This window comes from Streptomyces sp. 891-h (genome assembly GCF_022760275.1).
Taxonomy (GTDB): Bacteria; Actinomycetota; Actinomycetes; order Streptomycetales; family Streptomycetaceae; genus Streptomyces; species Streptomyces spirodelae.
Window position 1 is genome coordinate 3,825,038 of record NZ_CP050693.1, and the last position, 20,119, is coordinate 3,845,156.

General features: G+C 69.4%; 20 protein-coding genes. 12 read left to right on the forward strand and 8 right to left on the reverse strand.

The genetic code is table 11. The annotated features are described in order from the left end of the window. Positions 1–75: 75 nt before the first annotated feature. On the reverse strand, positions 76–2,778 hold the full coding sequence (locus tag HC362_RS16645; protein WP_243084738.1) for a transglycosylase domain-containing protein: 2,703 nt from the start codon (positions 2,776–2,778) through the stop codon (positions 76–78). Between the two features lie 376 nt (positions 2,779–3,154). Between HC362_RS16645 and HC362_RS16650 the strand changes: the two genes are divergently transcribed. Both HC362_RS16650 and HC362_RS16655 read left to right on the forward strand, forming a co-directional pair. After that, positions 3,155–3,811, forward strand: coding sequence for a PadR family transcriptional regulator (locus HC362_RS16650; RefSeq protein ID WP_243084739.1), 657 nt, complete (start codon positions 3,155–3,157; stop codon positions 3,809–3,811). Positions 3,812–3,861: 50 nt separating this feature from the next. After that, positions 3,862–4,944, forward strand: coding sequence for an inositol-3-phosphate synthase (locus HC362_RS16655; protein WP_209266068.1), 1,083 nt, complete (start codon positions 3,862–3,864; stop codon positions 4,942–4,944). Between the two features lie 169 nt (positions 4,945–5,113). Here HC362_RS16655 and HC362_RS16660 read toward each other — a convergent pair whose 3' ends face one another. The 3 genes from HC362_RS16660 to HC362_RS16670 all read right to left on the reverse strand — a co-directional run bounded on the left by HC362_RS16660 (position 5,114) and on the right by HC362_RS16670 (position 7,756). After that, a complete protein-coding gene (locus tag HC362_RS16660; RefSeq protein WP_243084740.1) occupies positions 5,114–6,145 on the reverse strand; it encodes an alanine racemase in 1,032 nt (343 codons plus the stop codon). Positions 6,146–6,210: 65 nt separating this feature from the next. Further along, complete coding sequence (locus tag HC362_RS16665) at positions 6,211–7,341, reverse strand: peptidoglycan bridge formation glycyltransferase FemA/FemB family protein (protein WP_209266070.1); 1,131 nt, start codon at positions 7,339–7,341, stop codon at positions 6,211–6,213. 112 nt (positions 7,342–7,453) lie between these two features. After that, positions 7,454–7,756, reverse strand: coding sequence for a hypothetical protein (locus HC362_RS16670; protein ID WP_243084741.1), 303 nt, complete (start codon positions 7,754–7,756; stop codon positions 7,454–7,456). A 245-nt stretch (positions 7,757–8,001) separates the two neighbouring features. Here HC362_RS16670 and rpsF point away from each other — a divergent pair, with 245 nt between their 5' ends. The 4 genes from rpsF (at position 8,002) to rplI (ending at position 9,738) form a co-directional block, all read left to right on the forward strand. Then, a complete protein-coding gene (rpsF, locus tag HC362_RS16675) occupies positions 8,002–8,292 on the forward strand; it encodes a 30S ribosomal protein S6 (RefSeq protein WP_209266072.1) in 291 nt (96 codons plus the stop codon). 136 nt (positions 8,293–8,428) lie between these two features. Beyond that, positions 8,429–9,013 carry a single-stranded DNA-binding protein gene (locus tag HC362_RS16680; protein ID WP_243084742.1) on the forward strand — a complete coding sequence of 195 codons (585 nt, stop codon included), beginning with the start codon at positions 8,429–8,431 and terminating at the stop codon, positions 9,011–9,013. A gap of 23 nt (positions 9,014–9,036) precedes the next feature. After that, complete coding sequence (gene rpsR, locus HC362_RS16685) at positions 9,037–9,273, forward strand: 30S ribosomal protein S18 (protein WP_003978893.1); 237 nt, start codon at positions 9,037–9,039, stop codon at positions 9,271–9,273. An 18-nt stretch (positions 9,274–9,291) separates the two neighbouring features. After that, positions 9,292–9,738, forward strand: a complete 447-nt coding sequence (rplI, locus tag HC362_RS16690) for a 50S ribosomal protein L9 (RefSeq protein WP_243084743.1) — start codon at positions 9,292–9,294, stop codon at positions 9,736–9,738. Between the two features lie 201 nt (positions 9,739–9,939). Here rplI and HC362_RS16695 read toward each other — a convergent pair whose 3' ends face one another. After that, entirely contained in the window at positions 9,940–11,283 is a 1,344-nt protein-coding gene (locus HC362_RS16695; protein WP_243084744.1) for an MATE family efflux transporter, read from the reverse strand. A 495-nt stretch (positions 11,284–11,778) separates the two neighbouring features. Between HC362_RS16695 and dnaB the strand changes: the two genes are divergently transcribed. Both dnaB and HC362_RS16705 read left to right on the forward strand, forming a co-directional pair. Further along, entirely contained in the window at positions 11,779–14,637 is a 2,859-nt protein-coding gene (dnaB, locus tag HC362_RS16700; protein ID WP_243084745.1) for a replicative DNA helicase, read from the forward strand. Positions 14,638–14,776: 139 nt separating this feature from the next. After that, positions 14,777–15,340 (forward strand): GNAT family N-acetyltransferase, encoded by a 564-nt coding sequence (locus HC362_RS16705; protein ID WP_243084746.1) that lies wholly within the window; start codon positions 14,777–14,779, stop codon positions 15,338–15,340. A 13-nt stretch (positions 15,341–15,353) separates the two neighbouring features. Here HC362_RS16705 and HC362_RS16710 read toward each other — a convergent pair whose 3' ends face one another. Further along, positions 15,354–15,803, reverse strand: a complete 450-nt coding sequence (locus HC362_RS16710) for a MarR family winged helix-turn-helix transcriptional regulator (protein WP_209266078.1) — start codon at positions 15,801–15,803, stop codon at positions 15,354–15,356. Positions 15,804–15,924: 121 nt separating this feature from the next. Between HC362_RS16710 and HC362_RS16715 the strand changes: the two genes are divergently transcribed. Continuing rightward, entirely contained in the window at positions 15,925–16,464 is a 540-nt protein-coding gene (locus tag HC362_RS16715; protein WP_243084747.1) for a hypothetical protein, read from the forward strand. A gap of 61 nt (positions 16,465–16,525) precedes the next feature. Here HC362_RS16715 and HC362_RS16720 read toward each other — a convergent pair whose 3' ends face one another. Then, positions 16,526–16,801, reverse strand: a complete 276-nt coding sequence (locus tag HC362_RS16720) for a helix-turn-helix transcriptional regulator (RefSeq protein ID WP_243084748.1) — start codon at positions 16,799–16,801, stop codon at positions 16,526–16,528. Positions 16,802–16,882: 81 nt separating this feature from the next. On the opposite strand from HC362_RS16720, the gene map reads away from it, so the two are divergent. Continuing rightward, positions 16,883–17,650: a type I methionyl aminopeptidase gene (gene map / locus HC362_RS16725; protein ID WP_243084749.1), complete on the forward strand. Its 768-nt coding sequence runs from the start codon at positions 16,883–16,885 to the stop codon at positions 17,648–17,650. 27 nt (positions 17,651–17,677) lie between these two features. On the opposite strand, the gene HC362_RS16730 is transcribed toward map, so the two are convergent. Continuing rightward, the gene (locus tag HC362_RS16730; RefSeq protein WP_243084750.1) at positions 17,678–18,418 is read right to left on the reverse strand and encodes a dienelactone hydrolase family protein; all 741 of its coding nucleotides are present in this window, start codon (positions 18,416–18,418) and stop codon (positions 17,678–17,680) included. 222 nt (positions 18,419–18,640) lie between these two features. Here HC362_RS16730 and HC362_RS16735 point away from each other — a divergent pair, with 222 nt between their 5' ends. Together HC362_RS16735 and HC362_RS16740 are read left to right on the forward strand one after the other, a co-directional pair. Further along, entirely contained in the window at positions 18,641–19,234 is a 594-nt protein-coding gene (locus HC362_RS16735; RefSeq protein WP_243084751.1) for a TetR/AcrR family transcriptional regulator, read from the forward strand. Next, positions 19,231–20,085, forward strand: coding sequence for an alpha/beta hydrolase (locus tag HC362_RS16740; protein WP_243084752.1), 855 nt, complete (start codon positions 19,231–19,233; stop codon positions 20,083–20,085). Before HC362_RS16735 ends, HC362_RS16740 begins: the two co-directional genes overlap by 4 nt. Positions 20,086–20,119: the final 34 nt, after the last annotated feature.

Genomic DNA, 20,119 nt, shown 5'->3' on the forward strand with positions numbered 1-20,119 from the left:
GAGCCGGGGGCCTTCCGTGTGGCGAACCGGTCGAGCGGGAGACGGCCGACCGGCTGCGCCAGGGCCTGCCCTCCCTCACTCTCTCCGGCTGCCGGTGGGACCGCCGAAGATGTTGCTGCCGGAATCGTTGCCGCCGGGATCGCCGGTGTCGCCGGTGTCCCCGGAGTCGCCTCCCGGTCCACCGCCCGGTCCGTCCGTCCCGCCGTTGCCGCCGTTGCCGTTCCCGTTGCTCTGCTCGTTGCAGCCCGGGTTGATCGGCGGGCAGGACGAGGAGGACGAGGACGGGGAGTCCGACGGCGACTCGCTGGGCTCGTCCGACGGTGTCTCGCTGGGCTCGTCCGACGGCGTCGGCGGCGCCGAGGTCTCGGTCGGTGTCGGCGAGGGGCTGGCGCCGTCGCCGTAGACCTTCTCACCGACCGGCTCCGGCACCGGGAACTTCATGACGGGCGAGCCCTTGAGGGCCTCCTTCATGTACTTGGTCCAGATCTCGGCGGGGAAGGAGGCACCGTGAATGGTCTTCTGTCCGCCCACGCCGTACATCTTGAGGAACTTCTGGTTCTTCGCGGTGTCGTTGACCCGCCACATACCGATCGAGGTGGACAGCTGCGGGGTGTAGCCGGTGAACCAGGCGGACCTGTTGTCGTCCGTGGTACCCGTCTTGCCCGCCGCCGGGCGGCCCAGGGCCTTGGCCGTGGTACCGGTGCCCTTCTGGACCACGGTCTCCAGCATGTTGGTGATGTTGTCGGCGACGGGCCGGTCGAAGGCGGCCTCGGACACCTTCTTGTGCTGGTACTTGACCTCGCCCTTCCGCTCGACCTTGGTGACCGAGTACGGCTCGGTGTGTGTGCCGCTGGTGGCGAAGGTGCCGTAGGCGCTGGCCATCCGGATGGCGCTGGGCGCCGAGGTACCGAGCGAGAAGGTCGGCGTGGTCTTGGCGAGGCTGTCCTCGTTGACGCCCGCGTCCAGCGCCGCCTGCTTCACCTTGTCCGTGCCGACGTCCATACCGAGCTGGATGAACGGGGTGTTCACCGAGAACTGCATGGCCGTCCGCAGGGTGATCATCCCGCGGCTCTCATTGCCGTCGTTTCTCTGGTGCCACTCGTTGCCGTCCTTGTCGTGCCAGACGGTGCCGTCGTAGTTGCGCAGTTTGATCTTGTTGTCGCCGTTGTAGACGCTCTTCGGCGAGACCTTGGTGCGCGTGCTGGGGCCCTGCTCGGGTGGCCCCTCGGGATCGCGCACGCCGTCCCGCATCGCCGCCGCCATCACGAACGGCTTGAAGGTGGAGCCCACCTGGACACCGGTGTAGTCGGCATTGTTCCGGAAGTGGGTGGTCGCGTCCGCGCCGCCGTAGATGGCGAGGATCGCGCCGTCCTGCGGCCGGACCGAGGCTCCGCCGAACTGGACGTACTTGTCGACGTCGCGCTTGTCCGGATCGATGTTCTTCTTCCGCACCTGCTCGACGGTCTTCCGCAGCTTCATCACCTTCTTCTTCTCGAAGGTGGTGTGGATGCGGTAGCCACCCCGTTCGAGCTGGCGCTGGGAGATGCCGCTGCGGGTGGAGTCGTTGGTGATGTAGTTGTTGGCCAGGTCCACCAGGTAGCCGATCTGGCCCTTGAGCTCGGTGGACTTCTTGGGCTCCTTGGGCATCGGGAAGCCCTTGGCCTTGATGTCGTCGCGGGTGGACTTCTTCATATGTCCTGTGGCCACCTCGCGGTCCAGCGTCCAGGACCAGCGGGCCTTCGCCCGCTTGAGGTTCTTCTCCGGGGTCGCGGCGGAGCCGACGCCGCCCTCCGGGTCGTAGAGGTTCGGGCCGTTGAGCGTCGCGGCCAGGAAGGCGCTCTGGCTCGCGGACAGTTTGTTGGCGTCCACCCGGTAGTACGCCTGCGCGGCGGCCTGGATGCCGTAAGCGCCGCGCCCGTAGTAACCGGTGTTCAGATAGCCGGCGAGGATGTCCTTCTTCTCCATCTTCGCGCCGACCTTGATGGAGATCAGCAGCTCCCTGGCCTTACGGGTGAGGGTCTGCGACTGGTCGAGGTAGGTGTTCTTCACATACTGCTGGGTGATGGTGGAGCCGGACTGGGTCTCACCGCCCATCGCCATCTTGACGACCGCACGGGCGATGCCCATCGGGTCGACGCCGCTGTCCTGGTAGAAGGACTCGTTCTCGGCGGCGATGACGGCCCACTGCATGGACTCGGGGATCTCGTTGATCCCGACGATCTGCCGATTGCGGTCGCCCTTGCCGGCGACCACCATCTGCGTGCCGTCCTTCCAGTAGTAGACGTTCTTCTCCGCCTTGGCGGCCAGCTTGGGGTTCGGCACGTCCACCAGCGCGAGGGCTATGCCCGCGAGACCCACCAGCAGCCCCAGGAAGCCGAGACACAGCCCCGTCATCAGCTTCCAGGACGGGATCCAGCGCCGTACGCCGTCCTTGCCCGCGCGCGGGTAATCGATGAAGCGCTTGCGCTCCGGCACTGCGCGCCCGCGCCCCCGGCCCCCGGCCGCACGCCGGCCGCCCTGTGCGCTCGCGGCAGCGGCGGCCCGCCGCCGTCCGCCGCCCTGTGCGGCTCTTCTGGCCTCGGCTCGGCCACCGTGTCCGGGCGCACCCGGCTCCGACCGGTGGCCCTGTGCGTCTCGGCGGCCGTATCCGTCGGGGCCCGGTGCTGAGGGCGGTGCCTGCCCGCCACCGCGCGATGCTGCGCGACGACCGGGGGACGGTGGCGGCTGCGCCGCACGACGGCCGCGCCCCTGCGGCGGCTTTCGACGGTTTCCGCTCATTGGAACAGCTACTCCTCGGGCAGGCGGCCCTTGCGCCTGAAGGTGGCAGTTGGCTTCTGGTCCCCCCGAGTGCGCCAGGACGGAAGGACCGGACCCGGGCGCACTGCACCGGGGACGAGGACGCTCCTCGACGTTGCTTGGTTCCCGGTACTCGTGGTCTGCACAGCCGACAGACTACGCAGCTTCAAAACCTTCCTTAGGCCGTATTCGCCTCAATCGACGCAAAGGGACTGCGGTGAATCGGTGATGTGAGTCCCTTCACCGGCCCCCCTCTTGTCGCTTCAGAAGCAGCGTTCTATCGTCGGGATGTATCGAGTCGATACATCAGAGCGAGATAAGCACGGGATAAGCGGCTGTGGGCGGAGATGGGCGGACGATGAGCAGGCGCTCAGGCGTTCTCGAGTTCGCCGTACTCGGTCTGCTGCGCGAGTCACCGATGCACGGGTACGAGCTGCGCAAGCGGCTCAACACCTCGCTCGGCGTCTTCCGCGCCTTCAGCTACGGCTCGCTCTACCCCTGCCTCAAGGCGCTGGTGCAGCGCGGCTGGCTGGTGGAGGAGACGAGCGGACAGCCGGAGGAGCAGCAGTCCGGACGCGCGCAGGCGGCAGCACCGCTCGCCGGGCGCCGGGCGAAGATCGTCTACCGGCTGACGGCCGAGGGCAAGGAGCACTTCGAGGAGCTGCTCTCCCAGACGGGTCCCGATACCTGGGAGGACGAGCACTTCGGCGTCCGCTTCGCCTTCTTCGGCCAGACCTCGCGCGATGTCCGCATGCGCGTACTGGAAGGGCGCCGCAGCCGGCTGGAGGAGAGGCTCGCGAAGATGCGTGCCTCGCTGGCCCGTACCCGTGAGCGCCTCGACGACTACACGCTCGAACTCCAGCGCCACGGCATGGAATCCGTGGAGCGCGAGGTCCGCTGGCTCAGCGAGCTCATCGAGAGCGAGCGGAAGGGCACCGAGAGTTCGGGGCGGCAGGGACGGGAGACCGGTCAGGACCGTCCAGCGCCGGGTCCGTCCGACAACACCGACAGATGAGGCCGCGCTCCGTCGCGAGCCTCAGCGAGAACAAACAGGGAGCAACCGGAATGGGTTCGGTTCGCGTAGCCATCGCCGGCGTGGGCAACTGCGCCGCATCGCTGGTCCAGGGCGTCGAGTACTACAAGGACGCCGACCCGGACGCCAGGGTGCCGGGTCTGATGCACGTCCAGTTCGGCGACTACCACGTGCGCGACATCGAGTTCGTCGCCGCCTTCGACGTCGACGGCAAGAAGGTGGGCCTCGACCTGGCCGACGCCATCGGCGCCAGCGAGAACAACACCATCAAGATCTGCGACGTGCCGCCCACCGGTGTCTCCGTCCAGCGCGGCCACACCTACGACGGCCTGGGCAAGTACTACCGCGAGACCATCGAGGAGTCCGACGCGGCGCCCGTCGACGTCGTCCAGGCGCTCAAGGACTCCGAGGCCGACGTCCTGGTCTGCTACCTGCCCGTCGGCTCCCAGTCCGCCGTCGAGTTCTACGCCCAGTGCGCCATCGACGCCGGGGTCGCCTTCGTCAACGCGCTGCCCGTCTTCATCGCCGGCACCAAGGAGTGGGCCGACAAGTTCACGGCCGCCGGTGTGCCGATCGTCGGTGACGACATCAAGTCGCAGGTCGGCGCCACCATCACGCACCGCGTGATGGCCAAGCTGTTCGAGGACCGCGGCGTCATCCTGGACCGCACGATGCAGCTCAACGTCGGCGGCAACATGGACTTCAAGAACATGCTGGAGCGCGAGCGGCTGGAGTCCAAGAAGATCTCCAAGACGCAGGCCGTCACCTCCCAGATCCCCGACCGCGACCTGGGCGCCGACAACGTGCACATCGGCCCCTCGGACTTCGTCGCCTGGCTGGACGACCGCAAGTGGGCGTACGTCCGCCTGGAGGGCCGCGCCTTCGGTGACGTTCCGCTGAACCTGGAGTACAAGCTCGAGGTGTGGGACTCGCCCAACTCGGCGGGCGTCATCATCGACGCGCTGCGCGCCGCGAAGATCGCCAAGGACCGCGGCATCGGCGGCCCGATCCTCTCGGCGTCCTCGTACTTCATGAAGTCGCCGCCGGTGCAGTACTTCGATGATGTGGCGCGGAAGAATGTGCAGGACTTCATCGACGGCAAGGTCGAGCGCTGAGTGCTCCGCATGTGACTGAGGGGCCCGGGGATGCGTCCCCGGGCCCCTCAGTTTGCCGGGAAGAGGCTGCCCCTGGCTGCGCGTTGCGGGCCGCGGCTGCTTCTCGGCTGGTGGGGGCACCTCCCGGCCGAAGGCTGGGGGAGCCGTTCCCCGCGCCCCTTTGGTGTGCTCAGCGGTCCACGGTGCGGTCCACCGTTGTCGTCGTATGGCGGAGGATCGCCGTCAGTTCCTCCCCCACATGCGGCTCCGGGGCGTCCGCGGGGACGAAGAGGATGGAGACCTGCATGTGCGGGGGCTCCGCGAACCAGCGCTGCTTGCCGGCCCAGACGAACGGGGAGAGGTTGCGGTTGACCGTGGCCAGGCCCGCGCGGGCCACACCCTTGGCGCGGGGCGTGATGCCGTGCAGTGCCTTGGGGGACTCCAGGCCCACCCCGTGCGAGGTGCCGCCCGCGACCACGACCAGCCAGCCGTCACCGGTGGCCTTGGCCTGCCGGTAGCCGAACCGCTCGCCCTTGGCGACCCGGGTGACGTCCAGGATCGCGCCCCGGTACTCGGTGGCCGCGTGGTCGCCCAGCCACAGCCGGGTGCCGATCCGGGCGCGGAAGCGGGTCTGCGGGAACTGCTGCTGGAGGACGGCGAACTCCTCCGGCTTCAGATGGCTGACGAACATCGTGTCCAGCGGCAGCCGTGCGGCCCGCAGCCGGTCCATCCAGCCGATGACCTCCTCCACCGCGTCCGAGCCGTCGGCCCGGTCCAGCGGCAGATGGATGGCGAAGCCCTCCAGGCGGACCTCGTCGATCGCGGCGTGCAGCCGCGGCAGGTCCTGCTCGGTGACCCCGTGCCGCTTCATGCTGCTCATCACCTCGATGACCACCCGGGCCCCGCGCATCAGGCCCACGCCCTCCACCGAGGAGACAGAGCGGATGGCGCGGTCCGGCAGCGGCACCGGCTCCTCGTCCTTGCGGAACGGGGTGAGGACCAGCAGATCGCCGCCGAACAGGTCCTTGGTGCGGGCCGCCTCGTAGGTCGTACCGACGGCCAGTATGTCGGCGCCGAACTTGGTGGCCTCGTCCGCGAGGCGCTCGTGGCCGAAGCCGTAGCCGTTGCCCTTGCAGACCGGAACGATTCCCGGGAACTGCTGAATCACCGTCTGCTGGTGCGCCCGCCAGCGTTCGGTGTCGACATAGAGGGAGAGCGCCATGGCCGGTACGGAACCTTTCTGAAGGAGAGTTGGGAGGTCGGGCTGTCAGGCGCGTGGGAGCGCGCTCAGCGCCGCGACATATACATGTCGAGCGCCTTGTGCAGCAGCTTGTTGAGCGGGAAGTCCCACTCACCGAGGTACTCGGCCGCCTGCCCACCGGTGCCGACCTTGAACTGGATCAGACCGAAGAGGTGGTCGTTCTCGTCCAGCGAGTCGCTGATGCCGCGCAGGTCGTAGACGCTCGCGCCCAGCGCGTAGGCGTCCTGGAGCATCCGCCACTGCATCGCGTTGGACGGCCGCACCTCGCGCTTGTGGTTGGCCGAGGCGCCGTAGGAGTACCAGACGTGGCCGCCGACGACCAGCATCGTGGCGGCGGAGATGCGCTCGCCCTCGTGCTCGGCGAAGTACAGCCGCATCCGCTGCGGGTCCTCGGCGTTCAGGACGTTCCACATCCGCTGGAAGTACGCCTTGGGGCGGGGGCGGAACTTGTCGCGCTCCGCGGTGATCTCGTACAGCCGCTGCCACTCGTCCAGGTCGTACGGATTGGCCATGTTGCCCTGGACGACCTGCACACCGGCCTTGTCGGCCTTCTTGATGTTGCGGCGCCACAGCTGGTTGAAGTTCTTGTGCACCTCTTCGAGGGAGCGGTTCTCCAGCGGCACCTGGAAGACGTAGCGCGGCTGAACGTCGCCGAAGCCCGCGCCGCCGTCCTCACCCTGCTGCCAGCCCATCCTGCGCAGCTTGTCGGCGACCTCGAAGGCGCGCGGCTCGATATGGGTGGCCTCGATGTCCCGCAGCCGCTTGACGTCCTGGTCCTGGATGCCCTTCTTGATGGCGGCCGCGTCCCAGCGCCGGATCACCACGGGCGGGCCCATCTTCACGGAGAAGGCACCCTGCTTCTTGAGGTGGTCGAGCATCGGACGCAGCCACTCGTCCAGGTTGGGCGCGTACCAGTTGATGACCGGGCCCTCCGGCAGATACGCCAGGTACCGCTTGACCTTCGGCAGCTGCCGGTAGAGGACCAGCCCGGCGCCCACCATCTGGCCCGTACGCTCGTCGAACCAGCCCAGATTCTCCGCGCGCCACTCGTTCTTGACGTCCGCCCAGGCGGGCACCTGACAGTGGCTTGCCGACGGCAGACTCTGGATATACGCCAGATGCTGCTCTCGGCTGACGGTCCTCAGGGTCAGGCTCATGGCGGGACGCTCCTCCGGCGAACTGACTGATGCTCGCCGGGAAGCCTACTGCCCCGCCCCTTGGCGTATGAGGGCTGCGCCCCGAAGGAGAGCGGGGCAGGGCCGCCGGAGGCTATGGCACCAGGCCCCCGTGTGCCACGCCCAGATAGAAGCCGACCGCCGCGGCGCCGAGTCCGATGATCGTGACGAACCGTTCACCGGTCGTCGCCGAGATGTACTGGCCCCAGGCCCCGGTCAGGATGCCGACCAGCCCCGTCCACGAGCCGAGCACATGCAGCCCCGGCCACCACGCGGAGATGACGGCGATCAGGCCCAGCACCATGGTCGCGGTCGCGAAGGAGTTCTCCACGGGATGCCGCTTGCCGTCGGAGTTCAGATAGGAGAAGGGATGGTTCCAGCGCACTGCCTGTGCCATGCGGCACCTCCTGTCAGAGCGTGGCGCGGACTGTAACGCCGCTCACATCTGAGGTGTCCAGATTGCTCCGGGTTACCCCCGGATTTCAACCGGAAGGCCGCAGCCAGGTAGGCTGGCCTGTCTGCGCCCCGTGGCATTCCACCGGCCCGCCGCGGGTCTGGTCCGTCAAAGGGCGCGGAAACGCATCACGACCCTCCTGCCACGGAACGACCGTGGCCGCTGAGTCCAGAGGAGGTGGGTTCCACATGCGTCACTACGAGGTGATGGTCATCCTCGACCCCGATCTGGAGGAGCGCGCTGTCTCCCCCATGATCGAGAGCTTCCTTTCCGTCGTCCGCGAGGGCAACGGCAAGGTCGAGAAGGTCGACACCTGGGGCCGTCGTCGTCTCTCCTACGAGATCAACAAGAAGCCCGAGGGCATCTACTCGGTCATCGACCTGCAGGCCGAGCCCGCTGTGGTCAAGGAGCTCGACCGGCAGATGAACCTGAACGAGTCCGTCCTGCGGACCAAGGTCCTCCGCCCGTCGACCCACTGAGGCCGACTCCCGAGTAGCACCGGCACCAGGGGCTCCGGACACCAGCTTCCGTACCGGCCCCGGGCGCCACGCACCACAGCTCCATCGAGCACCACCACGCACCACAGCAGCCAGCAGCACGCCGAGAGGTTCACCCATGGCAGGCGAGACCGTCATCACGGTCGTCGGCAATCTCGTCGACGACCCCGAGCTGCGCTTCACCCCCTCCGGTGCGGCGGTCGCGAAGTTCCGTGTCGCGTCCACCCCCCGCACCTTCGACCGGCAGACCAACGAGTGGAAGGACGGCGAGAGCCTGTTCCTGACCTGCTCGGTCTGGCGGCAGGCGGCGGAGAACGTCGCCGAGTCCCTCACCAAGGGCACCCGCGTCATCGTGCAGGGCCGCCTCAAGCAGCGCTCGTACGAGGACCGTGAGGGGATCAAGCGCACGGTCTACGAGCTGGACGTCGACGAGGTCGGCGCCAGCCTCCGCAACGCCACGGCCAAGGTCACCAAGACCACCGGACGCGGCGGCCAGGGCGGCGGCTTCGGCGGTGGCGGCGGCCAGGGCGGTGGCTGGGGCGGCGGCCCCGGCGGCCCGGGCGGCCAGCAGGGCGGTGGCGCCCCCGCGGGTGACCCGTGGGCCACGGGCGCCCCGGCCGGAGGCGGCCAGGGCGGCGGTGGCGGCTGGGGCGGTGGCCCCGGTGGCAACGGTGGCGGCTACTCGGACGAGCCACCCTTCTGAGCGAAACTCATAGGAGTAGAGACATGGCGAAGCCGCCTGCTCGCAAGCCGAAGAAGAAGGTTTGCGTGTTCTGCAAGGAGAAGATCTCCTACGTCGACTACAAGGACACGAACCTGCTGCGGAAGTTCATCTCCGACCGCGGCAAGATCCGTGCCCGCCGGGTCACCGGCAACTGCACCCAGCACCAGCGCGACGTCGCCACGGCTGTGAAGAACAGCCGTGAGATGGCGCTGCTGCCCTACACCTCGACCGCGCGATAAGGGAAGGGTGACCACATCATGAAGATCATCCTGACCAACGAGGTCTCCGGCCTCGGTGCCGCAGGCGACGTCGTCGAGGTGAAGGACGGCTACGCCCGCAACTACCTGGTCCCGCGCGGTTTCGCGATCCGCTGGACCAAGGGTGGCGAGAAGGACGTCGAGCAGATCCGCCGCGCCCGCAAGATCCGCGAGATCGCGACGATCGAGCAGGCCAACGAGGTCAAGTCGCAGCTCGAGGGCCTGCGCGTCGGCCTCAAGGTGCGGGCCGGGGAGCAGGGCCGGCTGTTCGGCTCCGTCACCCCGGCGGACATCGCCGAGGCCATCAAGGCGTCCGGCGGTCCCGACGTGGACAAGCGCCGCATCGAGGTGGGCTCGCCCATCAAGTCGCTCGGCGCCCACCAGGTCGCCGTCCGGCTGCACGCCGATGTGAGCGCCACGGTCGACGTCGAGGTCGCCGCCGCGTAACGCTGCGCTCGGCTCGAGCCGATGAGAGGGCGCACCCCGTGAGGGGTGCGCCCTCCGTCATTTGTGGGACTTCCGTCTTTTGTGGGGCTTCGCCCTCCCGGCTATTGGGGCGCCCCTGGCTGTTGTTCGCCGACTGCGGGTTGCGTCGTGGTTAGTCGCGCAGTTCCCCGCGCCCCTTCGGGGCGCGCCCTTTCGGGGGGGTCACGCGCGTACCGCGCCCGTTACCGCCCAGCGGCCGGAGCGGGCGCGTAGGGCCAGGGTGACCAGGCGGGTGCCCATCATCAGGCCCGCGATCGTCCACCAGAGCGTGGTGAGGCCGCCCCCGAGAGCCGGGACCGCCACCGCGACCGGGGCGAAGACCGCGAGCGTCACCAGCATGGCGCCCGCCAGATACGGACCGTCGCCGGCTCCCATCAGCACTCCGTCGAGCACGAAGACGACGCCTGCGATGGGCTGGGTGAGGGCCACCACGAGCAGCACGGGCGTCAGCTGGTCGATCACGGCCTGGTCCGTGGTGAAGATCGGCATGAACAGGGGGCGCACCAGTGCGACGAGCGCCCCCAGCACCACCCCGGACACCACCCCCCACAGCACCATCCGGCGGCAGGCCGCCTTGGCGCCCTCCGCGTCGGAGGCGCCGAGATAGCGGCCGATGATGGCCTGGCCCGCGATGGCGATGGCGTCCAGGGCGAAGGCCAGCAGCGACCACAGGGTCAGCGTGATCTGGTGGGCAGCGATGTCCGCGTTGCCCATCCGCGCTGCGACGGCGGTGGCGATCATCAGGACGGCGCGCAGCGAGAGCGTACGGATCAGCAGCGGCACCCCGGCCCGCCCGCTGGCCCGGATTCCGGCGAGGTCGGGCCGCAGGGTGGCGCCGTGCCGCCGGGCTGCCCGGATCACGACGGTGAGGTAGACGGCCGCCATCCCCCACTGGGCGAGCACCGTTCCCCAGGCGGAACCGGCGATGCCCAGCCCGGCGCCGTAGACCAGCAGCGCGTTGAGCGCCGCGTTCGCGCTGAAGCCGCCGACGGCCACGTACAGCGGGGTCCTGGTGTCCTGGAGCCCGCGCAGCACTCCGGTCGCGGCGAGGACGACGAGCATGCCGGGGATGCCGAGCGCGCTGATGCGCAGATAGGTGGTGCCGTACGGTGCCGCCGTCGCGGAGGCGCCGAACGCGTCGAGGAGCATGGGCGCTGTCGGCAGGACCGCGGCGACGACGAGGGCGCCGAGGATCAGCGCCAGCCAGATGCCGTCGAGGCCCTGGCGCAGTGCGGCGGGCAGGTCGTCGGCGCCCAGGCGGCGGGCGACGGCGGCGGTGGTGGCGTAGGCGAGGAAGACGAAGATGTTGACGCCGGTCTGCAGGAGCGCGGCGGCGACGCCGAGCCCGGCGAGCTGAGGGGTGCCGAGGTGGCCGACGATGGCGCTGTCGGCCATCACGAAGAGGGGCTCCGCGACGAGCGCGCCGAAGGAGGGGAGGGCGAGCGCGATGATCTCACGGTCGTGGCGCCGCACGGTGGCGCGCGTGGTCGGGGAAGCGGGGCTCATAGGTTCGATCCAAACATCCACAGGTAATGAGTGCAATGGGTTAGTGCCACTTACTTGACGGTGTAAGCGGCAGGCTTGAACACCCTGGGTGATCCTCCTGGGGGGATGGCTGCGAAGTTTTTTCCCCGCACAGCCCGTGGACGGTGAAGGTGCAGGTCAGAGTGGGTGCGCGCGACGGTCGTACAAGTAATCCACAGCGCTGTCCCCCGACTCGTGCACAGCTTTCGGCGGCTTCTCCACAGGTTGACCCCGACTGTCCACACCACCCTGTGGATAAGGTGATTGGCTGAACCGTACGGGCCGCCTACCGTGTACCAGCGCCCGTTCCCCGTTCACCCCTTTCTCCAGCGTTCTTCACCGTCGGACCGACGCGCCGTAACCCGGGCCGGGCGGCTCGATTGCCAGCGTTTGTCAGTGCTGTGCCGTAAGACTGTGCCCTACGACGGGACCTGAGGGACCTGTGGGAGAACGACCTGTGGGAGGAGGCGAGGCGGGGTGACGCAGCAGCCCGAACACGTGGAAGACCCCTGGGCAGCCGACCTCGCCGAGGGGGGCTTCCACGCCGCGCCGCAGGCGGCCCAGCCGCCGCAGCGCCGCCAGGGAACCGGACCGGGCGGCGGCCCCGGCGACGGCTCCGGCAGCGGACGCGGCAACGGCTACGGAAACGGCTCACGCGGCAGCTCCGGTGGCGCCGGTTCCAGCTCCGGTGGCCCCGGCTCCGCGCTCGCCCTCCCCGAGCAGCACGAGCGCGGTCCCGAGGGCCCGGTCGGCGGCTTCGAGCGGGTGCCGCCGCAGGACCTGGAGGCGGAGAAGTCCGTCCTCGGCGGCATGCTGCTGTCCAAGGACGCCATCGCCGACGTGGTCGAGGTCCTCAAGGGCAACGACTTCTACCGGCCCGCGCACGAGACGGTCTACCAGGCGATCCTCGACCTCTACGCGAAGGGCGAGCCCGCCGACCCCATCACCGTCACCGCCGAGCTGACCCGCCGCGGCGAGATCGCCCGCGTCGGCGGCCCCGGCTACGTCCAGGCCCTGGTCCAGGCCGTCCCCACAGCGGCCAACGCCGAGTACTACGCGGAGATCGTCCACGAGCGCGCCATCCTGCGCCGGCTGGTCGAGGCCGGCACCCGCATCACCCAGATGGGTTATGCCGCGGACGGAGACGTCGACGACATCGTCAACGGCGCCCAGGCCGAGATCTACGCCGTCACGGAACAGCGCACCTCCGAGGACTACCTCCCGCTCGGCGACATCATGGAGGGCGCCCTCGACGAGATCGAGGCCATCGGCTCCCGCAGCGGCCAGATGACCGGCGTCCCCACGGGCTTCACCGACCTTGACTCCCTCACCAACGGCCTCCACCCCGGCCAGATGATCGTCATCGCGGCGCGCCCTGCCATGGGTAAGGCCTTGGCGCTGGACACCCCGCTGCCCACGCCTCACGGGTGGACGACGATGGGGGAGGTCCAAGTCGGGGACGAGCTGCTCGACGCACACGGCAGGCCGACCAGGGTCACAGCGGCGACCGACGTCATGACGGACCGCGACTGCTACGAGGTCACGTTCGACGACGGCACCACCGTTGTCGCGGACGCCGAGCACCAGTGGCTGACCGACACCCGCGCCGCACGCCGTGCCGCACAAGAAGCAGCCGCGAAGGGCGACGGGACAACTCCACGCGTCCTCCCGTCGGTGAGGACCACGCGGGAAATCGCCGATACGCTGCGCTGCCGAACGGCCGACGCCCGGCTCAACCACTCCGTGCGCAACGCGGCGCCCCTGGACCTTCCCGAACAGGACCTGCCCCTCGCGCCGTACCTGCTGGGTGCCTGGCTCGGTGACGGCCACTCCGCCGCCGCCCGCATCACCACGGTCGACCCGGAAGTGCTGCTCAACATCGAGGCCGAGGGGTACCTCACCTCGCCCGTGGGCGAGGCGACGGCGACCTACGGAATCCAACTGGCCGAGCCCCGCCGGCGCCCGGCCGAGCGGGTGTGCGTCGTCTGCGGCAGGTCATTCCTCCCCAAGCTCCCCCACGTCAGAAGCTGCGGACGCTCCTGTGGCGGCCGGGCGCGGTTCGTGTCACCACCGGAGCCGACGACGAACTGTGCCGACTGCGGAAAGCCGTGCCACTCCGCCATGTCCCCTTCGCGCTGCGGAGACTGCTCGCGCAGCAAGGGCAGTGTCCAGGCGATCCTCCGTTCCCTGACCGTGCTGGGGAACAAGCACATTCCCCAGAGCTATCTGCGGGCCTCTCAGGCGCAGCGCCGAGCGCTGCTGGCCGGGCTTCTGGACACGGACGGCACCGCGGACAGGACCGGGTCCGTCAGCTTCGCCGTGACCAACCGGCGACTGGCCGAGGACTTCCGGGAGCTGGTCGTGAGCCTCGGCTACCGCTGCGGATGGTCGACGCGTCGCGTGCGTGGCCGCAGCGACGAGACGTCAACTTCGTACGAAGTCACGTTCACCACGCCCGACGACGTCTTCCGGCTGGAACGCAAGCGGTTGGCGCACAAGGAACGCGGCCGGGACAGCTACCCCCGCACGCGCACCCGGTTCATCACTTCCGTGCGGCCCGTAGCGAGCGTGCCCGTGCGCTGCGTCCAGGTGGACAACGCGGACCATTTGTACCTCGCCACGAGGTCCATGATCCCCACACACAATTCCACCCTCGCGCTGGATTTCGCCCGGGCCTGCTCCATCAAGCACGCCATGCCCAGCGTCATCTTCTCGCTGGAGATGGGGCGCAACGAGATCGCGATGCGGCTGCTGTCCGCGGAGGCGCGGGTGGCGCTGCACCATATGCGGTCCGGTTCCATGACGGACGAGGACTGGACGCGGCTGGCCCGCCAGATGCCGCAGGTGACCGACGCGCCGCTGTACATCGACGACTCGCCGAACCTGTCGATGATGGAGATCCGCGCCAAGTGCCGCCGCCTCAAGCAGCGCAACGATCTGCAGATGATCGTCATCGACTATCTCCAGCTGATGCAGACGGGTGGCTCCCGCCGCCCCGAGAGCCGTCAGCAGGAGGTCTCGGAGATGTCCCGTAACCTCAAGCTCCTCGCCAAGGAGCTCGAGGTCCCCGTCATCGCCCTCTCCCAGCTCAACCGCGGCCCGGAACAGCGCACGGACAAGAAGCCGATGGTGTCCGATTTGAGAGAATCGGGCAGTATCGAGCAGGACGCCGACATGGTGATCCTGCTGCACCGTGAGGACGCCTACGAGAAGGAGTCCCCGCGCGCGGGCGAGGCGGACCTGATCGTCGCCAAGCACCGCAACGGCCCCACAGCCACCATCACGGTCGCCTTCCAGGGCCACTACTCACGCTTCGTCGACATGGCCCAGACGTAGCAGTGGCGTTGTAGGTTCTCTGGCTCCGTGTCATTTTCTCCGCTGCCGTGTCATGGCGATGGCGATGGCAGTCCTGAGAAGCCAAGCCGAGGAAGAAGTACCCCCGCTGACTGTCAGTGGCTGCTGAGAACCTGACTCCGTGCCCGTCCACTCGCTCTGTTTCGCACAGGCCATCGCCCCGCAGGACATCGACTCGGACCGCCGACGAGCCCTCATCGACTGCTGGATCGACGTCTCCAACGCAGGTGGCGCGGCCGGCTTTCCCTTTCCGCCCATCGGCCCGCGGGATGCCGCTCCCGCCCTCGATGCCATCCTCGAGAACCTCGCCCCTCGGACCTGCCGCCTCCTGATGGCACTGGAGGGAGACGACCTGGTGGGCTGGCTCAACATACGGCGCGACGCCTTCGCCCTCATCACCCACTGGGGGACCCTCCACCACGTCCAGACCCGCACCGACAGGCGCGGGCAGGGCGTCGGCGTCGCCCTGATGGAGGAAGCCCACGCCGTCGCTCGTGAGGAGATGGGTCTTGAGCAGCTGCATCTGGCGGCACGCGCCGGAGTTGGGCTGGAGGCCTTCTACGGACGGCTCGGCTGGAAGGAAATCGGGCGCTGGCCGGGAGCCCTTCGACTCGGGCCCGGTGACGACCGCGATGAGGTCCTCATGTTCCTCGACCTCGGGGCCGAGGGAATGACACGTTCCTGAGACAGCAGGCGGTTCAGGGGGTGACCGTGTCCGGGAACCGGCGCTGTGTGCGGCCGGCGACGAGGAGTTGGTGGAGGCGCGCGAGTGCGGCGATGAGGGCGGCTCGCTCCTCGTCGTCCGCCCCGGCCAGTGCGTTGGTCAGGGTCTTGTCGGCGCGTCCGGCGCGGCGCTGTTCGCCGGCGGCGCGGATGGCCTCGGTGACGTCGACCAGGGTTCTGCGACCGTCGGCAGGGTCGGCTGCGGTGGTGACCCAGCTGCGGCCTACCAGGGTCCGCACGCTGGTGGAGACGCGGCTCTGGGCCAGGCCGGTGCGCTTGGCGATGTCGCCTACGGCGCTGCGGCCGTTCAAGAAGAGGTCCTGGAGGACCAGGAACTCACCGGGGGCGAGATCGGGTGCGTCAGCGCCCATGTCTTCGAGGGCGATCTCGGCCAGGCGGCGGCCGAGCTGATACAGCTCGCTCATCTCCATCCCTCCAAGTTACATCTCCGGTGATGCATCTCCAACAGATGCATCTTGACAGATCTATCTCTAGAGATACATCTTTGGAGATGTAGATGGCGAGCCCGACCCCTGGAGAAAAACCGTGAGCCTTGGCGACTACCTGCTCTACACCGGCCTGTTCCTCGCGATACTCGCCACCCAGCTCGGCACCCGACGTCCGGATGCCAGGCGGCTGCTCCTGCCCGTGGGAATCGTCGCGGGTGTCGGTTTCAAATACCTCAAGGACATCCCCTCCGGGGCCACGGCCCACCTGATCGAGGCGGCCGGGCTCGCGGTCGGCCTGCTGTTCGGCCTGGCCTCGATCGCCTTGATCCGGGTTCACCGCGACCCGGCCGACTCGCGCCTGGTCACCGTCGCGGGCTGGCCCTACGCGGCACTGTGGACGGCCGCGATGGTCCTGCGCCTGGGCTTCGCGTACGGCTCCACCCACTGGTTCACCCACGCCCTCGCGACGTTCTCGACCCGGCACCAGGTTCCGGCCGCCACCTATGGCACCGCGTTCGTCCTCATGGTCCTGGCCATGATCACCGTCCGGACCGTCGGCGTCCTCATCCGTGCCCGCCTCGTGGGAGCCACCGTCGACCTCGGCGCGCTGCGCATCGCTCGCCGCGTCGCCCGCTGAGCACCCCCGGCCGGCCTGCGGGCGCTCCTCCACGAGAACCACGGGGAAAGGAGGCGGAGTGTCAGGCAGACAGTGCCTGGTCGGGCCAGGGGGATTCCTGGGCGCAGGCCGTGGACAGGTCGTCCAGGGAGAGTTTCAACGCGGTGGCCAGGGCTGCCACGGTGAAGAAGGCCGGGGTGGGGGCCCGTCCGGTCTCGATCTTGCGCAGCGTCTCGGCCGATACCCCGGCAGCCGCGGCGATCTCGGCCATGCTGCGTTCGCCGCGCGCCTGACGCAGCAGCGCGCCCAGGCACTCTCCGCGCTGTCGCTCTTCCGGAGTCAGAGGGGTCCTCACCATGCTCGCGATTCTAATACCGTGATACTAATACCGGTATAAGAATTGGTCCCGGGAGGTTCGGGAGAGAGGGAGGCGCGGGACATGGTGGAGCTCAAGACGAAGACGGCGCTGGACGCGATGAGGGAGGCGGGACGGGTGGTGGCCCACGCTCTCGCCGCCGCGCGGGAAGCGGCGGTCGTCGGGGTGACGCTGCGGGAGCTGGACGAGGCGGCTCGTACGGTGCTGAGCAAGGCCCGGGCCCGGTCGCCGTTCCTCGGCTACCGGCCCTCCTTCGCCCCCACCCCCTTCCCCGCGGTGATCTGCGCCTCGGTCAACGACGCCATCGTCCACGGCATACCCGGTGACCACCGGTTGCGCGACGGCGACCTGGTCAGTATCGACTGCGGCGCCGAACTCGACGGGTGGACCGGAGATGCCGCCGTCAGCTTCACCGTCGGCACCCCACGCGCCGCCGACCTGGAGTTGATCGAGGCGACCCAGGGGGCACTCGACGCGGGCATTGCCGCCGCCCGGCCCGGCAACCGCGTCGGGGACATCTCCCACGCCATCGGCGCCGCAGCGCGAACTGCCCGCTGCGGCATGCCCGCCGACTTCGGCGGGCACGGCATCGGCCGCCAGATGCACGAGGACCCGCACGTTCCCAACCGGGGGCGCCCCGGGCGCGGCTTCCCTCTCCGGCCCGGCCTGGCCCTCGCCATCGAACCGATGCTCATGGCCGGTGGCCGTGATGCGTATCGAGCCGACGCCGACGGCTGGACCCTCCGTACCGTCGACGGCAGCCGAGCGGCCCACATCGAGCACACCGTCGCCATCACCGAGGAGGGGCCTCGTATCCTCACGCTGCCCTGAGAACGGCAGTTTCTGGTGGCGATCGGTCTAGGCGGATCCGGTCGGCTCCGTCACCGGCAGGCACTCCGCGAGCAGGCCGACGATGTCGTCCCAAGCCCGCTGCGCATGCCGTGGATGGTGGCCGACGCCGGGGACCACGGTCTGGTCGACCGGCGGATGGTGGAAGGCGTGCAGCGCGCCGCCGTAGACGACGAGGCGCCAGTCGACGCCCGCGGCCTGCATCTCGGCAGCGAACGCGTCCCGTTGCGCAGGCGGCATGATCGGGTCTTCCGATCCGACCCCGGCCCACACCGGGCAGCGAATGCGTGCCGCCTCGCCCGGCCGGCCCGTGGTCAGCGCGTTGACCGTTCCGATCGCGCGCAGGTCGACGCCGTCGCGGCCGAGTTCGAGCGCGATCGCGCCGCCGGTGCCGTAGCCGATGGCGGCGATCCGGTCGGGGTCGGTCCGCGGTTCGGCGCGCAGCACGTCGAGCGCCGCGTGACCGATGTCCCGCATCCGGTCCGGGTCGGCCAGCAGAGGCGTCGTGTACGCCAGCATCTCCTCGGGGTCGGTGAACCAGCGTCCGCCGTTGATGTCGAAGGCGAGTGCCACGTATCCCAGTTCGGCGAGCGCATCGGCCCGGCGGCGCTGGAAGTCGTTGAGTCCCGGACCCTCGGGTCCGATCAGGACCGCGGGCCGGTGGTCGGTACCGGCTGGGAGCGCGAGGCGCCCGACCATCGTGAGGCCGTCGGCCGGGTATTCGACCGTGCGCGTGGTGACCGTCGTCATGGGATCGGACTGTAGTGATCGTGAGGGCGGGGTGGACCGGTCTTCACTGTGGGCAGAACGGTGCGGTGGCCGGCTGCGGGTGAGGATCGCCAACTGCGGTCTTGGGAGCTTGAAGGCCATGGTGGCTTGCCGAGGGCAGTCAGCCGGTCCGGTGGGTGGCTGCCTTTGTGTACCTAGGAGCCCTAGGTTATAACTAGAGCTCCTAGGGTACGAGGAGGGTGCATGGCGAGGGCCGGGTTGACGGCGGAGCGGGTGACGAGCGCGGCTGCCGAGCTGGCGGACGAGGCCGGGTTCGACCAGGTGACCATGTCGCAGGTGGCGCGGCGGCTGGGCGTGAAGGACGCGAGCCTCTACTCGCACGTCCGCAGCCTGGAGGAGCTGCGCGGGCGGATCGCCCTGCTGGCGGCGGACGAGAAGACCATCCGGATCGCGGAGGCGACCACCGGATGTGCGGGCAAGGACGCGTTGATCGCGTTCGCGAACGCCTGGCGGGAGTACGCCCACCGGCATCCGGGCCGGTACGCGGCGACGCAGTCCCAGGTCCGGATCGACCCGGAGCTGGCCGCGCGAGCGCCCGGACCACGGCGCGCTGTCGAGCTGACGTACGGCATGCTGCGCGGCTACGGACTGGCCGAGCCCGACCTGACCGACGCGGTCCGGCTGCTGCGCAGCACGTTCCACGGGTTCGTGGCCCTGGAGGCGGCGGGCGGCTTCGCGCACGAGCGTGCGCCGCAGGAGTCCTGGAGCCGCGCCCTGGAAGCCCTGCACGCCCTCCTGGAGCGCTGGCCCTCTTCCGGAGAAGGAGATTCCGCATGACCGGTCCGACCCCCGGCAGCCTGCGCGTGAACGGCGCGACGCTGCACTACGAAGTGCGCGGCCAAGGCCCGCTCCTGCTGCTGATACCCGGAGGGACGGGCGGCGCGGCAGCCTTCGACGGCATCGTCGACGACCTGGCCGCCGCGTACACGGTCGCAACCTACGACCCGCGTGGGATGTCACGCAGCACGCTGGACGACCCCGACGCCGAGCAGCGGGTGTCCGAGCACGCCGATGACGCGTTCCGGCTGCTGGAGCTGCTGTCGCCCGGTGAGCCCGCACGGGTGTTCGGCGCAAGCTCGGGCGCGATCGCAGCGCTGCATCTGCTGACCGCCCACCCGGAGCGCGTCGTACGCGTGGTGGCGCACGAGCCGCCGGTGGTGGAGGTCCTGCCGGACGCGGCTGAGCACCGCGCGCTCCTCGCTCGCGTGGACGAGACGTTCCGCGCGCAGGGGCTCATGCCGGCGATGGCGGTATTCGCGGCGGGGCTGAAGAAGGACAGCGGGAAAGGAGCGGAAGGGGAGGAAGGGGAAGCGAGCGCGGGGGCGGAGCTTCCGCCGCAGGCGGCGGCGCGGGCCGAGCAGACGATGGCGGACCTGCCGTATTTCCTTGGGCGCATCGTGCCCGGATTCATGTCGTACGTCCCGGATCTCCACCGGCTGGAGGCGCTCTCGGACCGGCTCGTGCTCGCCTGCGGCCAGGACTCGCGCGGTGAGCTGCCCTACCGTCCGGCCGCCTTCCTGGCCGAGCGTCTCGGTACGGAGCTCCTGCACTTCCCCGGTGGGCACGTCGGGCTGACCACGCACCCGGACGAGTTCGGTGAATCCCTGCGGAAGGCTTTGTCCGTGTGACGCGGTCGGCAGGGGTCGTTGTCAGTCCCGTGGG

Bases quoted from the DNA above. Each gene is read 5' to 3' on its own strand.
- HC362_RS16645 (WP_243084738.1), bottom strand. From the start codon at position 2,778: ATGAGCGGAAACCGTCGAAAGCCGCCGCAGGGGCGCGGCCGTCGTGCG.
- HC362_RS16650 (WP_243084739.1), top strand. From the start codon at position 3,155: ATGAGCAGGCGCTCAGGCGTTCTCGAGTTCGCCGTACTCGGTCTGCTG.
- HC362_RS16655 (WP_209266068.1), top strand. From the start codon at position 3,862: ATGGGTTCGGTTCGCGTAGCCATCGCCGGCGTGGGCAACTGCGCCGCA.
- HC362_RS16660 (WP_243084740.1), bottom strand. From the start codon at position 6,145: ATGGCGCTCTCCCTCTATGTCGACACCGAACGCTGGCGGGCGCACCAG.
- HC362_RS16665 (WP_209266070.1), bottom strand. From the start codon at position 7,341: ATGAGCCTGACCCTGAGGACCGTCAGCCGAGAGCAGCATCTGGCGTAT.
- HC362_RS16670 (WP_243084741.1), bottom strand. From the start codon at position 7,756: ATGGCACAGGCAGTGCGCTGGAACCATCCCTTCTCCTATCTGAACTCC.
- rpsF (WP_209266072.1), top strand. From the start codon at position 8,002: ATGCGTCACTACGAGGTGATGGTCATCCTCGACCCCGATCTGGAGGAG.
- HC362_RS16680 (WP_243084742.1), top strand. From the start codon at position 8,429: ATGGCAGGCGAGACCGTCATCACGGTCGTCGGCAATCTCGTCGACGAC.
- rpsR (WP_003978893.1), top strand. From the start codon at position 9,037: ATGGCGAAGCCGCCTGCTCGCAAGCCGAAGAAGAAGGTTTGCGTGTTC.
- rplI (WP_243084743.1), top strand. From the start codon at position 9,292: ATGAAGATCATCCTGACCAACGAGGTCTCCGGCCTCGGTGCCGCAGGC.
- HC362_RS16695 (WP_243084744.1), bottom strand. From the start codon at position 11,283: ATGAGCCCCGCTTCCCCGACCACGCGCGCCACCGTGCGGCGCCACGAC.
- HC362_RS16710 (WP_209266078.1), bottom strand. From the start codon at position 15,803: ATGAGCGAGCTGTATCAGCTCGGCCGCCGCCTGGCCGAGATCGCCCTC.
- HC362_RS16720 (WP_243084748.1), bottom strand. From the start codon at position 16,801: ATGGTGAGGACCCCTCTGACTCCGGAAGAGCGACAGCGCGGAGAGTGC.
- map (WP_243084749.1), top strand. From the start codon at position 16,883: ATGGTGGAGCTCAAGACGAAGACGGCGCTGGACGCGATGAGGGAGGCG.
- HC362_RS16730 (WP_243084750.1), bottom strand. From the start codon at position 18,418: ATGACGACGGTCACCACGCGCACGGTCGAATACCCGGCCGACGGCCTC.
- HC362_RS16735 (WP_243084751.1), top strand. From the start codon at position 18,641: ATGGCGAGGGCCGGGTTGACGGCGGAGCGGGTGACGAGCGCGGCTGCC.
- HC362_RS16740 (WP_243084752.1), top strand. From the start codon at position 19,231: ATGACCGGTCCGACCCCCGGCAGCCTGCGCGTGAACGGCGCGACGCTG.